The sequence below is a fragment of the Buchnera aphidicola (Protaphis terricola) genome, from assembly GCF_964059145.1.
Taxonomy (GTDB): domain Bacteria; phylum Pseudomonadota; class Gammaproteobacteria; order Enterobacterales; family Enterobacteriaceae; genus Buchnera; species Buchnera aphidicola_BP.
The window spans coordinates 107,983-123,685 of record NZ_OZ060405.1 but is presented as its reverse complement, the minus strand read 5'-3'; the positions used below and the strand labels follow the sequence as shown (position 1 = coordinate 123,685).

Genomic DNA, 15,703 nt, shown 5'->3' with positions numbered 1-15,703 from the left:
CACTAAATATTATATTTAAATTGTTTTATAAATCTTAAATCATTTTCAAAAAAAGAACGAATATCAGAAATTCCATAACGTAACATCGTTATTCTTTCTACTCCTAAACCAAATGCACATGCAGAATATATATTAGAATTAATATTAACATTTTTTAAAACTAATGGATGTACCATTCCGCAACCTAAAACTTCTAACCATGTTTTATTATTAGTCATAATATCAACTTCAGCAGAAGGAACAGTAAATGGAAAGTAAGAAGGACGAAACCTAATAGATATTTTATTACTAAAAAAATCATGTATAAAATTATATATAATCCATTTTAAATGAGTGAAGTTAATATTTTTTTCAACTATCAAACCTTCAACTTGATGAAACATAGGTGTATGTGTAGCATCATAATCATTTCTATACACTTTTCCTGGAAATATAAATCTCATCGGCGGTTTATTTTTCTTCATAATATGAATTTGCATACTAGAAGTTTGTGTTCTTAGTAATCGATTTTCACCTAACCAAAATGTATCTTGATCATTACGAGATGGATGATTTTTAGGTATATTTAATGCATCAAAATTATGATATTCATCTTCAATTTCAAAACCCGAAATTGATTGAAAACCTAATTTATAAAAAAAATCTTTTATATAATTAATACTATATCGAATAGGATGAATTGAACCATATTCAATTTTTCGACCTGGTAAAGATATATCAATTTTTTCATTTTGAATTCGTGTTTTTAAAATATACTTATATAATTCATTTTTTCTTATATTAATTTGATAGATTGTTTTTTTTTTGATTGTATTAATAATAAGAATATATTTTTTTTTTTCTTCTAAAGAAAAATTTTTTAAGTCTTTTATATAATTATTAAAAACTCCATTTTTTCCTAAATATTTAATCTTAATTGAATCTAACATTTTTATGTTGTTAGATTTTTTAATTTCATTTTGAATAACATTCCATAATTTTTCTAACATTAACATAGTATACTTTTTCTCTATATTTTATTACAATTTATATAATCAAAATGTTAAAAAGCTTCCATAAAGGAAGCTTGTTTTATTGAATTTTTTATATGTATAAACAATATAAACATATTATAATTAATGTACTTTTTAAAAAAATCTAAAATTTTTTAAATTAAAGGGGAAATATAATCCCCCTTTTTAGTTTACTAAAAATTATTATATAGCTAATGCATCTTTTGATTTTTTAATTAAAATATTTAATGCATTATTATCAAAAATTGCAATATCAGACAATATTTTACGATTAATATTAATAGAAGATTTTTTTAATCCATATATAAATTTGCTATATGAAATTTTACTCTGACGTACTGCAGCGTTTATTCTTGTTATCCATAATTGTCGAAATTGTCTTTTTCGTTGACGTCTATCACGATAAGCATATTGACCAGCTTTTATAACTGCTTGACATGCAACTCTATAAACACGTGAACGAGCTCCATAATAACCTTTTGCTTGTTTTAAAACTTTTTTATGACGAGCATGCGCAGTTACACCGCGTTTTACACGAGCCATTAATATAATCTCCTTTATATATATAACAAGTAAAAATAAATTTATATATACGGTAAAAATAATTTTACTTGATTCATATCTCCTTTAGATACTAAAACCTTAGGACGAAGATGACGCTTTTTACTCGTTGTTTTTTTAGTTAATATATGACGTAAATTTGATTGTTTATGTTTAAATTTACCAGATGCAGTTTTTTTAAAACGTTTTGATGCGCTTTTTAAAGTTTTAATTTTTGGCATATAAAATTTCTTTTAAATTATATATTTTTTAAAAATATATTCAGTTATAAATGATTATTTTTTTTTAGGCGCCAATATCATTATCATTTGACGACCTTCAACTTTAGATGGAAATGATTCAACTGTTGCTAATTTAATTAAATCATTTTTTACCCTATTTAATACATTTATCCCTATTTTTTGGTGCGCCATTTCACGGCCTCTGAATCTTAAGGTAATTTTAACTTTATCACCATCTTCTAAAAAACGAACTAGATTACGCAATTTAACTTGATAATCTCCTTCATCAGTTCCTGGACGAAATTTAATTTCTTTAACTTGAATTACTTTTTGTTTCTTTTTTTGTTCTTTAGAAGATTTACTTTTTTCATAAAGAAATTTTCCATAATCCATAATACGACAAACTGGAGGTTCTGCATTAGGACTAATTTCTACTAAATCTAAACCTAAATCTTCAGATTTTTTTAACGCCTCACGTAAACTAACTATTCCTATTTGATCGCCATTCAAACCTGAAAGACGAACTTTATTTGCACGAATTTCATTATTAATACGATTCGGCCTTATTAATTGAGTTTTTTTTCCGACTTTAATACCTTATCCCTCCATTTGAAAAAAACTACGACTATATATTTCTTTTTGTAATTTTTTAATAAATATATCAATATCCATAATTCCAATATTTTTTTTATTTCTATTTCTAACAGAAACTGTATTCGAATATTCTTCTTTTTTACCACAGATTAATATATATGGAATTTGACTAAGAGTGTGTTCTCTAATTTTAAGACCAATTTTCTCATTTCTTAAGTCTGATTTAACACGAATTTTAAAAAGACTAAGTTTTTTAACAACATTTTTTACATATTTAATATTTACATTAGTAATACTTAAAACTATTACTTGTACTGGCGATAACCATGTAGGAAATTTACCACTACACTCTTCAATTAAAATACCAATAAATCGTTCAATTGAACCTAGTATAGCTCGATGAATTATTATAGGAACAGTTTTTTTATTGTTTTCATTAATAAAAAATGCATTTAAACGAATTGGCAAATAAAAATCAAGTTGAATTGTTCCACACTGCCAACTTCGATCTAAAGAATCTTTTAAAATAAATTCAATTTTTGGACCATAAAAAGCACCTTCTCCTACTTGATGTTCAAAATTTATATTATTTTTAATTAAAACATCAGATAAATCTTTTTCTGCTTTATCCCAAATTAGATCAGTACCAATACGTTTTTTAGGTCGAGTAGAAAATTTTACCATAATTTGCTTAAAATTAAATATACTATATACATCATATATCATCTTAATACAATTATTTATTTCATTATGTATTTGATCTGAAGTACAAAAAATATGAGCATCATCTTGAGTAAAATTACGTACTCTCATAATACCATGTAAAGCCCCTGAAAATTCATTTCGATGACAACTTCCAAATTCGGCCATGCGAATAGGTAAATCTCGATAAGATTTTAATCCAATATTAAAAATTTGAACATGCCCAGGGCAATTCATAGGTTTAATACAGTATTCTCTATTTTCTGAAGATGTAGTAAAAATAGCATCTTTATAATTATCCCAATGTCCACTTTTTCCCCATATCGATTTATCTATTAACAACGGTGTTTTAACTTCTTTATATCGATATTCTTTTAATTTTTCTCGAATAAAATTTTCTAATTCATGAAAAACAATCCAACCATTATGATGCCAAAATATCATACCAGGAGATTCATCTTGCATATGATATAATTTTAAAAATTTATTAATTTTTCTATGATCTCTTTTTTCTAACTCAGTAATATAATCTAAATATTCAGTTAAATCTTTTTGGTTTAACCATGCAGTTCCATAAATACGTTGTAACATTTTATTTGTTTTAATACCTTTCCAATATACACCTCCAATTTTTTGTAATTTAAAATATTTACAAAATTTTATATTAAAAACCTGCATTCCAAAATCAAGATCTAAGTAATCTTCATGATAATATAAAGAAATAATATCTTCTTTAGAAAAATTGTTTTTTATTAAATCAATCTTATATGTTTCTGATCTTTTTTCAAACTCTTTTAATGCTGTTTGAAAAGAAACTTTTTTATTGAAAATAACATATTTCTTTTTTAAAAGATATTTCATTTTTTTTTCTATTAAAATAAGATCTTTTTCTAAAATTCCATTTTCTAAATCTATATCACAATAAAATCCATTTTTTATAATATTACTTTCTACAATTTTACATAATGGCCATATTGATTTAATTGAATAGTTTAAAAGTTGTATACATGAATATCTAATAAAGTTTAAAGCATTAGAATCTGTTTTTTTAATAAATGATATACAAGCATTATTTTTAATTAAAGTATTTAAATTTGAAAAACTATCATTAATAGTAATAGAAATAATAGATTTAATTATATTAGGAGAAATTTTTTGCTTTAAAACTTCTTCTAATGAAATAGAATGCTTATAAATTTTTTCACTTCCATCGCAAAATTTTATTACAGGCATTCTAATAAATCCTTAGTTTAAAAATATTTTTTCATGAATAATTCTTTTTAATTACATATTTTTTAATATATTTATCTAATCAAAATATGCTAGTCAAAAAAATTTTGACTAGCATATAAGTTATTTAAAACGAGTATCTACTGCATCTGCTAATTGTTGAATAATTAAAACACTATCTTTCCAATTTAAACAAGCATCAGTAATTGATTTTCCATATATTAATGGTTGATTTTTTAATACTTTTTGAAAACCTTCTTCTAAAAAACTTTCAATCATTACACCAAAAATACTTGTTGATCCTTTAGAAATTTGACTTGAAACAGATGTAGCAACATCTTTTTGACGTATATGCTCTTTTAAACAATTTCCATGACTAAAATCAATCATTAAATATTCTGATAAATGAAATTCACGTAAATTTTTTATTGCTAAATTAATATCTTTAGCATGATAATTTGGAGTTTTACCACCCCTCATAATAATATGTCCATACGGATTTCCACTAGTATGATTGATAGTCATTTGTCCATCTTTGTTAGGAGCAAAAAATAAATGACGAGCCCTAGCAGCTCTAATGGCATCAATAGCAATACGTATATTTCCATCAGTTCCATTTTTAAAACCTACTGGACATGATAATGCAGATGCCATTTCTCTATGAATTTGACTTTCTGTAGTTCGAGCGCCAATTGCACCCCAACTAATTAAATCAGCAATAAATTGACCTACTACTATATCTAAAAATTCTGTTGCAGCAGGCATACCTAATTGATTAATATCTAATAATAATTTACGTGCAACAGAAAGTCCATGATTTACTTGAAAACTACCATCTAAATTTGGATCTGAAATTAATCCTTTCCAACCTACGACAGTCCTTGGTTTTTCAAAATATGTACGCATTATAATTTCAAGACGATCTTTATATTTTTTACGTAGTTCACATAATCGATGAGCATATTCCACTGCAGCTAAAGGATCATGAACAGAACATGGACCTATTACAACAAGTAAACGTGAATCTTGTCCAGTCATAATACTAGCTATATCTTGTCTAGTTTTAATAACGTTATCCATAATTTCTGAAGTTATAGCATACTTTTTTGCTAATTCAGCTGGAGTTATTAATGGATCAATTCGTATTGTGCGTAATTCATCTGTTTTTTTCATTTTACTCTCTAAATGAATTTTTTTATCTTAAAAAAAATAGCAAGATGTAATAAAAAATCATAAAAACTAATTAAATCATTAATCTATTTTAAATAAGTTTTTAATAATACTAAAAAATCTTATAAAAAAAAGATATATAATAATATATTTGATTATAATAAAAGAAACTTAAAAGAAAAAAATAATAGTAATAAAATTTTAAAATAATATAATTATAAAAAATTATCAGTATTGTATTGATAAAAAATATTCAATATAATTAAATTATTTTTATAATATCACAATTTATTTTTATATTCGTTTAATTCAATATTTTATATTTAAATAAAAATTTAAAAATAAAAAATTATATTATTCTAATAATATGACAACTAATTAATTTTTGATTTTATATTTACATCATTTAAAAATGCATTTATAGAAATTCCATGTATCCAAGCTATTGTTAAACGATATAATATTATTAACACTACTGGTCCAATAAATAATCCAATTATTCCAAAAATTAATAAACCACCTATAACACCTGATAAAATTAAAAAAGTTGGTAAATCAGAACCTATACGTATAAAAAAAGGACGGAGTATATTATCTAATATAAATACAAATAAACTCCAAATTAATAATAATGTACCCCATGTATTATTATCATTCCAATAAAGCCATATAATTGACGGTATTAAAATAGGCAATGGACCTAATTGTACAAGACAAGAAAAAACAATTAAAAGCATTAATAACGTCCAATATGGAACATTTAAAATCAACAAGCCTATTCCAGATAAAAAAGCTTGAATTAAAGCAGTAACTAAAACTCCTAAGACAACAGATCTAATTGCACGAACAGTAAGTGAAATAATAGCGTCTCCATTTTCAGAACTGATACGAGATGCAAACTGATGAATAATATAACTAATTTTTTCACCATTCCAATATAGTAAAGTACTAAATACTAATGTTAAAGTTAAATGTATAATAAATAACCCAAAATTTTTAGCTTGCAATATAATAAACTGAGTTGTACGACCCATATACGGTCTAATTTCTTTAATTAATTCAGCTCCATTACTATCTAATAATGTATGATAACTAATAAAAATTTTTTTACCGATTAAAGGTATATCTTGAAGCCAAATCAATTCTGGAAATTCTAAAGTATTTGAACTGCACCAATGAATAATTGGGATACTAGTTGTAATTAAACTATTTATTAAAAGAACAATAGGAATAATAATAAATAATAATAAAATAGTAATCATACTTATTACTGCTATAATACGTTTACCACCTAAAAATTTTTGTATTTTTAATAAAATAGGCCAAGTTGTAATAACAATAGTACTAGCCCATAAAAAACCAAGGATAAAAGGTTTTATTATTAAAAAACTTGTAATACTAATAGCAATAATAAATATTAGTGATAAAATAAACTGCGATAAATCCATTTTTTCTTTTGGATTTTGCATATAATTGTTTCACCTCAATCATTTCTATAAATATATTTATATTATAAATGATTCATACTAAATAATTAAAAATTTTTATAAAAAATCATCATAATATTTAATTTTTTCAAAAATAAAAGATAAAAAAATATTTTATATATTATTTATATTTAATAAATGTTATTTTAATTATATGAAACAATAAATATTTTATTTAAATTAAAATAAGGAAAAAAATGAATAAAAAACAAGTAAATACTTATTTATTTAATATATCTTCATGGAATGGTATTAAAATTACTCAAAATGCAATCAAACAAATATTATTTTTAATTAATTCAAATATAGAAAATAAAGGAATTAAAATTGGAATAAAAAAATCTGGATGTGCAGGTTTTCGATATATAATGGAATTAATTAATAATCAAACAAGAATAGATAAAAAAAATAATATATTTTTTTATTATGATAAAATTTTAATAAAAATTTATAAAAAAGATATTCCATTTTTAGATGGTATAGAAATTGATTTTGTAGAAAATAATATTAATAAAATATTTAAATTTTATAATCCTAAATTAAAAAAATTTTGTGGATGTGGAGAAAGTTTTTCACTTAATAAATAATTTTTAACTATTTATTTCCAATGTATAAGACAATGATGTTTTTTACCTCTTGAAAGTAAAGTAAACTCACAAAATATTTTATCATTATCACAAAAAATATAATTTTTATTTGTAATTTTATTAGAATTAATAGAAATAGAATTAGATATAATCATATTTTTTGCTTGTGTTCTAGATTGTGCTAATGAACATAAAACTAATGCCTCTTGTAAATCCTTAATTTTATATACTTCAATAGAAGGTATACCATCTTTTTTTAATTGTTGAAAATCAGACTTTTTTATTTTATTAATATTTTTTAAAAATAAAATATTAGTGATTCTTTCAGCTGCTGATAAATTTTTTTTACCATGTACTAATTGAGTCATATATTTTGATAAAAATAATTTATCATGAATAATTTGATTATTTTTATATTTATTTTTTTCTCTAATCTGTATTTCATTACAATTTAAAAAAGTAAATAATCTTAAAAAATCATAAACATAAATATCTTCAATATTATTCCAAAATTGATAAAATTTATAAGGAGTAGTTTTTTGAGGGTCAAGCCAGATAGTTCCAGATTCAGTTTTTCCAAATTTCATACCATTAGATTGAGTAAGTAATGGCAATGTTAAACCATATACTGATTTTCTAGAAATACGATTAATTAAATGCATACCTGCAGAAATATTTCCCCATTGATCTGATCCACCAATTTGAAGAGAAACTTCTTTTTTTTTGTTTAATATAAAAAAATCATACGCCTGTAATAAATTGTATGAAAATTCTGTAAATGAGATACCTTGATCTAATCTTTGTATACGTTGTTTTACCGCTTCTCGATTAATCATAGTATTAATAGAAAAATGTTTTCCAATATCACGTAAAAAAGACAAGATATTCATTTTTTCAAACCATTCTTTATTATTTAAAATAACAGCGCTATTAGAACCACAATGAAAATTTAAAAAAGAAGATATTTGTTTAATAATTTTACCTGTCCATATTTTAATATTATTAGTTAAATTCAATAAACGTTCTTTACTTTTAAAACTAGGATCTCCAATTAAACTAGTAGCTCCACCAATTAAAACAATAGGTGTATGACCTGCTATTTGAAACCTTTTTAATGTAATAAGTGGTAAAAGATGACCTATATGTAAGCTATCTGCTGTAGGATCAAATCCACAATAAAGCGAAATAAAATTATTTTTAATCTTTTTTTTTAAAAGATCTTCATTAGTAATATGAAAAATTAAATTTCGTTGTTTTAGTTCATCTAATAAATTAATATAATTCATCTAATAAACCCTTATTTTAAAGTAAAATTATAATTAATCTAATTTTAATTTTTTATTTTAATAAATCTAATTAATTTTAATTAAGTATTTTTATTTTAATTAATATCAAATTCTACATGCCACTTAATAGAATTAAATATAATAAAATTTTCCGAAACTTCAAGTGCTGTATTTAATAAATTATGCAAATATATATTTGAAGAACATTGTATTAATAATTTAAAAAAATATTCTTTTTTGGATTTTGAAAAAATCGGATAAGGACCTACAAACCATAAAAAAATATCATCTTTTTTAGATTTTTTCTTTAAAAAAGTATATATAAATTTTAAAAAAATAAAACTTTTTTTAAAATTTTTACTTTTAGAATATAAAATTGCTTGGCAATTCCATGGAGGTAAAAAAAACTTTTTTCTTAAATTTAATATGTTATGTGCAAAAAATAAATATTTTTTATTAGATATATTAGTTAATGTTCTATTATCTGGTAAAAACGTTTGAATAAATATTTTTAAACATTTATATTTTTTTTGTATTAAATTAACAAGATTAAAATAAAATTGATGAAATCGTTCAATATTATAAAATTGATAAATAGAAAAATAATGATCAGTATTTAATAAACCAATCATTCCTATATTAGAAAAATAATAATTCTGTACTATTTTTTCTGTAGTAATAATAATTCCTGAATGTTGAACAGAGAAATCTAAATAATTAGGGTTTAATTTTTTATTCTTCTTATTATTGAAATGTATTAAAAATAATAATGGTATATTATAAAATATTTTTTTTATATCTTTTTTAATTTTTTTTATACCAAAATTATATTTTTTTAAAGGAAAAAAATTACAATTTTGACAAAATAAAGGTTTTTTAAAATAAATTAAACAATTTTTACAAAATACAATATTATAATTTTTTTTTATTTCATAATAATCATCACAAATCTTACATTTTGCTATCCAACGACAATGACTACATATTAATCCTAAAAAAATAAAATCAGAAGTATTAAAAATTAATAATACTGAAAAATTTTTTTTTATATTTTTAAAAATTTCATTAATAAGTGTTTCCGATAAATTAATTTTTACTTTTTCTTTTTTTAAATCAATAATTTCATGTTTTAAAATAGAATTATTATTTTTTTTATAAAAATTTATCCAAAAACATTTTTTTTGAAAAATATTATATAATGTTTTTAAAGAAGGTGTTTTTGAATCTAAAATAATAGGTATATTTTCTTTATAAGCACGAAATATTGATATATCTCTAATACTACATTTAAATCGATCTAAAGTTTTATAATTTATACTATGTTCTTCATAAACTATAATTAAACCTAGATGTAAAAAGGGTAAGAATATACTTTTTTTTGTACCTATAATAATAGAATTTTGTCCATTTTTAGTTCTAAACCATAACTTTAAAAATATTTTATCACTTAAATCGGAATGCATAATATCAATAGAAATAATAAAATATGATTTTAAAAAAAAAAAATAATGCATATACATCTTTTATATATGGAACAATAATTAAAATTTGTAATTTTTTTTTCAAAATTTTTTTTATAATACCTAAATAAAACTTAATTCTTACATATAATGTAACTTCTGATATTAACCAAGATGAAAAAGATTCATTAATTAATACTTTTTCTATTTTTGATAAAATTTTTTTATTTATAAAAAATCTTCTACTTATCTGATATTTATTATTTTGATAAATATTTGTTCTATATTCTTGACTATTAATAGATTTATTTTTTAAAATTTTTGGCAATATTAAAAAAAATAAACTACCTATAGGTAAGTAATAATATTTACTTGTCCATATTAAAGTATATAACAATACACGAGTATAAATTGGTCTATTATCAATAATATGTTTTACAAATTTAAAATTTAAATTATTTATATTTTTTTTTTCAATTTTAAATGAAATAATAATACCTACCATTTCTTTTGAACGAAAAGGTACAAGAACACGACTACCAACGATAGGAGTCATTGAATGTGGTAATATATAATTAAAAGATGATCTAATTGGTAATGGCAAAACAACTTTTACAATAATCACTAGAAATTTTAAACAAACTCACAAAAATTTTTTATTAAACAAAGATGACATATTTTGTTCCTTGCTTTACAAATATATCTTCCATGATTAACAAACCAAAAATTAATATATTTTTTAAATATAGATGGAACTACTCTTTTTAATTTTTTTTCTACTATTTTTACATTTTTTCCTTTAGCAAAACCAGTGCGATTAGAAACTCTAAATACATGTGTATCTACAGCAATAGTATTTTGATTAAATAAAACATTTAAAATAATATTTGCTGTTTTTCTACCTATTCCAGGAAGAGATTCTAAATCTTTTCGAGTTTTAGGAATTTTATTATTATATTTATTTATCAATAAAAAAGATGTTTTTATAATATATAAAGCTTTCATATTATATAAACCAATACTTTTAATATAAGATTTTAATCTATCTATACCTAATCGTAAAATATCTTTAGGAGTATTTGCTATTTTAAATAATACAGAAGTAGCTTTGTTTACAGCTACATCTGTAGATTGAGCTGACAATATTAATGATATCATTAATTCGAAATCTGATGAAAAAACTAATTCAATTTTTGGATTTGATTGATTTATATAAAATAATGACAAAATTTTTAAACGTATTTTGCTATTCATATTTAAAAAATTAAAAACTTATATACTAAAAAAATAAGATTCTAACATAACTTTTTAAGTTTATTAAAAAATGTATATTATAATATATTAAAAATAATTTTAAAATAATTATTAAAATAAAATAAATTATTAATTAATCTATTAATTAATATAAAATAATATATATTTAAATTTAATATATATTTAAATTAAAATTATAACATTATTTTAATATAAATATAATACATTTAAATATATATTAAACAATATAAAATTTATAAATATTATTTATAAAAAACATTTCTCTTAACTAAACGCTCTGTAGTATCTACAGATATTTGAGTATATAAATCAATTTCCATATTTACTAAATCTTTAATTTTTTTAGAAGATATTGTAGTTAAAGATAAAGTCTCTGGTATAATACTGACACAAAAATTATTTTTAATTATATCCATAATCGTCAAACTAATACCATCTAAACAAATAAAACCTTTATAAAAAATATATTTCATTAAAGATAAATCTTTAACTTGAAACCATATAATATAATTATTTTTTAATTTTAAAATTTTAGATATTTCTACTGTATTTATAATATGACCAGAAACCAAATGACCTCCAACTTCATCACCATATTTTAAAGATCTTTCAACATTAATATAATCACCTATATTTAAATATCCTAAATTTGTATGTTGTAATGTTATTTTCATAATATCAAAAGTTACATTAAAATGATTAATTTTTTTTACCGTTAAACAACACCCGTTATGTGCAATTGATGCACCAGGTTTTAAATTTTTTAATAAAAAAGATGGAAATTTAATATTATAATTATATAAATCTTTTTTCTTATCTATAGAAATAACTTGAGCAACCCCATCAACAATACCAGTAAACATAAATATACCTATAAAATATCTTTAATTTAATATTAACTAATAATACTAATTTTATATATAATTTAAAAAATATTCTTTTAAATAATTTATATATATTTTTATAGAAAAAAAATATTTATATGATAAAATATTTTTAATTATATAAAAAATTTACGCTTGTAGCTCAATTGGTTAGAGCATCACTATGACATGGTGAAGGTTAGTGGTTCAAATCCACTCAAGCGTAAAAAATAGGTATTTATATTTGATTAAAAATATTATAAAAAAATTAAAAAATAAATTATTTTTAATCGCATATAGTGGTGGAATGGATTCAACAGTACTATTATATCAATTATTAAAATTAAAAAAAACAAATCCAGATATCAATATACGTGCTATTCATATTAATCATAATATTAATAATTACTCAAAAAAATATCAAAAACATTGTATTAAAATTTGTGAAAAAAATCAAATACCATTAATTATTGAAAAAATTTATCTAACAATTACAAAAAATATAGAATCAGAATTGCGTATTCAAAGATATAATTTAATTTATAAAAATCTATTAAATCATGAAATATTATTAACAGGTCATCATTTAAATGATCAATGTGAAACATTTTTTTTGTCTTTAAAACGAGGTAGCGGTCCTACTGGATTATCTGGAATGTCTTATGAAACAAATTTCGGAAAAAGTAAAATTATTCGACCATTTTTACATATTAAAAAAAAGAAATTAGAAATTTGGGCAAATAAAAATAATTTAATATGGATCCAAGATTATACAAATTATAATATTAATTATGATCGTAATTTTATACGACATAAAATATTTCCAATATTAGAAAAAAAATGGCCTTTTTTTTTAAAAAACTGTTTTCGAACTATGACAATATGTAATGAAGAAAATCAGTTAAAAAAAATTCTTCTAGATGAAAAAATAAAAAAATTTTTACATTTTAATGAATGTTTAAATATTAAAAATTTTAAAAATTTACAAGAGGAATTATGTAAATCATTAATTCGGTATTGGATATCTTTAAAAAATATAAAAGCATTGCCATATAAAACTATTCAAAAAATTTATGATGAAATTTTATGTCAGCCAAAAAAAAATAATATAAGAATTATATTAAAAAAAAATGAAATTAGAAAATATAAAAATTCTCTTTATTTTATAAAAAAACAACCAAACATTAAAAATAAAATTATATTTTGGCATGATACTAATAATAAATTAACTCTTCCAAACAATTTAGGATATATAATTAAAAATTCTAAAAAAGAAGGTTTTAATATACCAATTGCAAAAAAAACAGAATGTATTAATATTCGATTTCAATATAAAGGAAAAATATTAATTTTAGGAAAAAATAAAAGACAAGAAATTAAAAAAATTTGGCAAGAATATAATATACCCCCATGGCTTCGTAATCAAATCCCTCTTTTATTTTATAACAATCAATTAATTAGTGCTTTAGGTGTTTTTATAATTAATCAAAATAAAAAAGAACAAAAAAATAAATGGAATATATCTTGGATAAATTATATAAAAACTGATTATAAAAATAAATTTTTATTCAATTAAACAATTTAGAAATATTTAATATTTTATCAGAACTAATTCTTTCATATAATTTTGGAAAATTTTTTATTTTTTGAGATAATAAAGGTTTTTGAATATTATCCCATCTAAGATGAGATATTAAAAATAATTCTGTTTTTTTAGATAAATTTGGAATAATAGGTGTTAAAAAAATCATAATAATTCTAAATAAATTAATACCCATAGTAGAAATTAAATGCAGATCACTATTTTTTTTAATATTTTGTTTTATTTTCCAAGGTTTATTTTCATTAATATATTGATTTGCTATATCTAATAATTTTACACATTTTTGAATAATTAAACTAAATTTCCTGCTTTCAAAAAAATTTTCAATTTTTTTTCTTGAATTAATAAAATAATTATATAAATTATTATCATGTAATTGATCAGATAAGTATCCATCAAAATATTTATTAATAAAACTAGAGCTTCTTGAAGCTAAATTTACTAATTTATTTACAATATCACTATTAATTTTATACATAAAATCATTTAAATTAATTTCAATATCATTAATATTATTTGTTAACTTACTTGCATAATAATAACGTAAACTATCTACATCAAAATATTTTAACCAATTTTTAGCTGTAATAAAAATATTTCTAGACTTTGAAAGTTTTAAACCATTTATTGTTACATGTCCATGTACAAAAATACCACTAGGCTTTCTGAAATCAACCGCTTCTAAAATTGAAGGCCAAAATAATGTATGAAAATACATAATATCTTTACCAATAAAATGATATAGTTCACATTTTGAATTTTTATTCCAAAATTCATTAAAGTTTAAATTTTTATTTTTAACACAAAGATTTTTAAATGTACTTATATAACCAATAGGTGCATCCATCCAAACATAAAAATATTTATTAATAAAATTTGGAATTTTAAATCCAAAATACGGTTTATCTCGAGATATACACCATTTTTTTAAACCTAATTTTAACCATTCTTCTGCTTTTTTTATTACTGACTTTTCTAAAACACCAGAATGTATCCATTGATTTAACATATTTGAAAATACTGGTAAATTAAAATATAAATGTTCAGTATCTCTTAAAATTGGAGATGTTCCTGATATAACTGAAGTTGAATTAATTAAATCTGTTGGTTCATAAGTTGAACTACATGCTTCACAAGCATCTCCATATTGATTTTTTGCATAACAAATTGGACAAGTACCTTTTATGAGTCTATCTGGAAGAAATATTTTTTTTACATTATCATAAAATTGAGAAATTATTTTTTTATTAAAAAGTTGTTTTTTAGAAATAGAAGCAAATATCTTTCTAAGCAAAAATAAATTTTCTACACTATGTGTTGTATGATAATTATCATAGGAAATATTAAAATTTATAAAATCTATTTTATGATCTTTATGAATATTTTTTATTAATTTTTTTTCAGATATATTTAAATTTTTAGAACGTAACATAATAGCTGTTCCATGCGCATCATCGGCAGAAATAAACCAAACTTCATGCCCTTTCATTCTTTGATATCGAACCCAGATATCTGCTTGAATATGTTCTAGCATATGTCCTATATGGATAGGGCCATTTGCATAAGGAAGAGCGCACGTAACTAAAATTTTTCTAAATTTAATAGACATAAAAATAATATTTTAATCGTTGAAATAAATAATATAATATAT

General features: G+C 21.0%; 15 protein-coding genes and 1 tRNA gene. 3 read left to right on the top strand and 13 right to left on the bottom strand.

Annotation, left to right across the window (positions count from 1 at the left end; translation table 11 throughout):
• Positions 1 to 2 precede the first annotated feature (2 nt).
• From pheS to ydiK, 7 genes are all read right to left on the bottom strand, one after another.
• On the bottom strand, positions 3 to 995 hold the full coding sequence (pheS, locus tag AB4W67_RS00610) for a phenylalanine--tRNA ligase subunit alpha (protein ID WP_367682645.1): 993 nt from the start codon (positions 993 to 995) through the stop codon (positions 3 to 5).
• A gap of 201 nt (positions 996 to 1,196) precedes the next feature.
• Positions 1,197 to 1,556, bottom strand: coding sequence for a 50S ribosomal protein L20 (gene rplT / locus AB4W67_RS00605; RefSeq protein ID WP_367682644.1), 360 nt, complete (start codon positions 1,554 to 1,556; stop codon positions 1,197 to 1,199).
• Positions 1,557 to 1,597: 41 nt separating this feature from the next.
• Entirely contained in the window at positions 1,598 to 1,795 is a 198-nt protein-coding gene (gene rpmI / locus AB4W67_RS00600) for a 50S ribosomal protein L35 (RefSeq protein WP_367682643.1), read from the bottom strand.
• 54 nt (positions 1,796 to 1,849) lie between these two features.
• Positions 1,850 to 2,389: a translation initiation factor IF-3 gene (infC, locus tag AB4W67_RS00595; RefSeq protein WP_367682791.1), complete on the bottom strand. Its 540-nt coding sequence runs from the start codon at positions 2,387 to 2,389 to the stop codon at positions 1,850 to 1,852.
• Between the two features lie 3 nt (positions 2,390 to 2,392).
• Positions 2,393 to 4,324, bottom strand: coding sequence for a threonine--tRNA ligase (thrS, locus tag AB4W67_RS00590; protein WP_367682642.1), 1,932 nt, complete (start codon positions 4,322 to 4,324; stop codon positions 2,393 to 2,395).
• 120 nt (positions 4,325 to 4,444) lie between these two features.
• Positions 4,445 to 5,494, bottom strand: a complete 1,050-nt coding sequence (locus AB4W67_RS00585) for a 3-deoxy-7-phosphoheptulonate synthase (protein WP_367682641.1) — start codon at positions 5,492 to 5,494, stop codon at positions 4,445 to 4,447.
• A gap of 371 nt (positions 5,495 to 5,865) precedes the next feature.
• A complete protein-coding gene (gene ydiK, locus AB4W67_RS00580; protein ID WP_367682640.1) occupies positions 5,866 to 6,960 on the bottom strand; it encodes an AI-2E family transporter YdiK in 1,095 nt (364 codons plus the stop codon).
• Positions 6,961 to 7,175: 215 nt separating this feature from the next.
• On the opposite strand from ydiK, the gene AB4W67_RS00575 reads away from it, so the two are divergent.
• Entirely contained in the window at positions 7,176 to 7,565 is a 390-nt protein-coding gene (locus tag AB4W67_RS00575; RefSeq protein ID WP_367682639.1) for an iron-sulfur cluster assembly accessory protein, read from the top strand.
• Between the two features lie 11 nt (positions 7,566 to 7,576).
• On the opposite strand, the gene tyrS is transcribed toward AB4W67_RS00575, so the two are convergent.
• From tyrS to AB4W67_RS00550, 5 genes are all read right to left on the bottom strand, one after another.
• A complete protein-coding gene (gene tyrS, locus AB4W67_RS00570) occupies positions 7,577 to 8,851 on the bottom strand; it encodes a tyrosine--tRNA ligase (RefSeq protein WP_367682638.1) in 1,275 nt (424 codons plus the stop codon).
• A 95-nt stretch (positions 8,852 to 8,946) separates the two neighbouring features.
• The gene (gene priA, locus AB4W67_RS00565; RefSeq protein WP_367682637.1) at positions 8,947 to 10,365 is read right to left on the bottom strand and encodes a primosomal protein N'; all 1,419 of its coding nucleotides are present in this window, start codon (positions 10,363 to 10,365) and stop codon (positions 8,947 to 8,949) included.
• Positions 10,319 to 10,936 carry a hypothetical protein gene (locus tag AB4W67_RS00560; protein ID WP_367682636.1) on the bottom strand — a complete coding sequence of 206 codons (618 nt, stop codon included), beginning with the start codon at positions 10,934 to 10,936 and terminating at the stop codon, positions 10,319 to 10,321. The genes priA and AB4W67_RS00560 overlap by 47 nt, the downstream gene beginning before the upstream one ends.
• A gap of 8 nt (positions 10,937 to 10,944) precedes the next feature.
• The gene (gene nth / locus AB4W67_RS00555) at positions 10,945 to 11,565 is read right to left on the bottom strand and encodes an endonuclease III (RefSeq protein WP_367682635.1); all 621 of its coding nucleotides are present in this window, start codon (positions 11,563 to 11,565) and stop codon (positions 10,945 to 10,947) included.
• Between the two features lie 263 nt (positions 11,566 to 11,828).
• Positions 11,829 to 12,449 (bottom strand): riboflavin synthase subunit alpha, encoded by a 621-nt coding sequence (locus tag AB4W67_RS00550; protein WP_367682634.1) that lies wholly within the window; start codon positions 12,447 to 12,449, stop codon positions 11,829 to 11,831.
• Between the two features lie 152 nt (positions 12,450 to 12,601).
• Here AB4W67_RS00550 and AB4W67_RS00545 point away from each other — a divergent pair.
• Together AB4W67_RS00545 and tilS are read left to right on the top strand one after the other, a co-directional pair.
• Positions 12,602 to 12,675 (top strand) — tRNA-Val (locus AB4W67_RS00545).
• A gap of 18 nt (positions 12,676 to 12,693) precedes the next feature.
• Positions 12,694 to 14,025 carry a tRNA lysidine(34) synthetase TilS gene (tilS, locus tag AB4W67_RS00540; RefSeq protein WP_367682633.1) on the top strand — a complete coding sequence of 444 codons (1,332 nt, stop codon included), beginning with the start codon at positions 12,694 to 12,696 and terminating at the stop codon, positions 14,023 to 14,025.
• On the opposite strand, the gene metG is transcribed toward tilS, so the two are convergent.
• Positions 14,018 to 15,661, bottom strand: a complete 1,644-nt coding sequence (metG, locus tag AB4W67_RS00535; RefSeq protein WP_367682632.1) for a methionine--tRNA ligase — start codon at positions 15,659 to 15,661, stop codon at positions 14,018 to 14,020. The genes tilS and metG overlap by 8 nt on opposite strands.
• Positions 15,662 to 15,703: the final 42 nt, after the last annotated feature.

What these genes read in the sequence shown, in the direction of transcription:
- nth (WP_367682635.1), bottom strand. Translation starts at nt 11,565, where the DNA reads ATGAATAGCAAAATACGTTTAAAAATTTTGTCATTATTTTATATAAAT.
- AB4W67_RS00585 (WP_367682641.1), bottom strand. Translation starts at nt 5,494, where the DNA reads ATGAAAAAAACAGATGAATTACGCACAATACGAATTGATCCATTAATA.
- thrS (WP_367682642.1), bottom strand. Translation starts at nt 4,324, where the DNA reads ATGCCTGTAATAAAATTTTGCGATGGAAGTGAAAAAATTTATAAGCAT.
- rpmI (WP_367682643.1), bottom strand. Translation starts at nt 1,795, where the DNA reads ATGCCAAAAATTAAAACTTTAAAAAGCGCATCAAAACGTTTTAAAAAA.
- AB4W67_RS00575 (WP_367682639.1), top strand. Translation starts at nt 7,176, where the DNA reads ATGAATAAAAAACAAGTAAATACTTATTTATTTAATATATCTTCATGG.
- AB4W67_RS00550 (WP_367682634.1), bottom strand. Translation starts at nt 12,449, where the DNA reads ATGTTTACTGGTATTGTTGATGGGGTTGCTCAAGTTATTTCTATAGAT.
- rplT (WP_367682644.1), bottom strand. Translation starts at nt 1,556, where the DNA reads ATGGCTCGTGTAAAACGCGGTGTAACTGCGCATGCTCGTCATAAAAAA.
- tyrS (WP_367682638.1), bottom strand. Translation starts at nt 8,851, where the DNA reads ATGAATTATATTAATTTATTAGATGAACTAAAACAACGAAATTTAATT.
- ydiK (WP_367682640.1), bottom strand. Translation starts at nt 6,960, where the DNA reads ATGCAAAATCCAAAAGAAAAAATGGATTTATCGCAGTTTATTTTATCA.
- pheS (WP_367682645.1), bottom strand. Translation starts at nt 995, where the DNA reads ATGTTAATGTTAGAAAAATTATGGAATGTTATTCAAAATGAAATTAAA.
- priA (WP_367682637.1), bottom strand. Translation starts at nt 10,365, where the DNA reads ATGCATTATTTTTTTTTTTTAAAATCATATTTTATTATTTCTATTGAT.
- metG (WP_367682632.1), bottom strand. Translation starts at nt 15,661, where the DNA reads ATGTCTATTAAATTTAGAAAAATTTTAGTTACGTGCGCTCTTCCTTAT.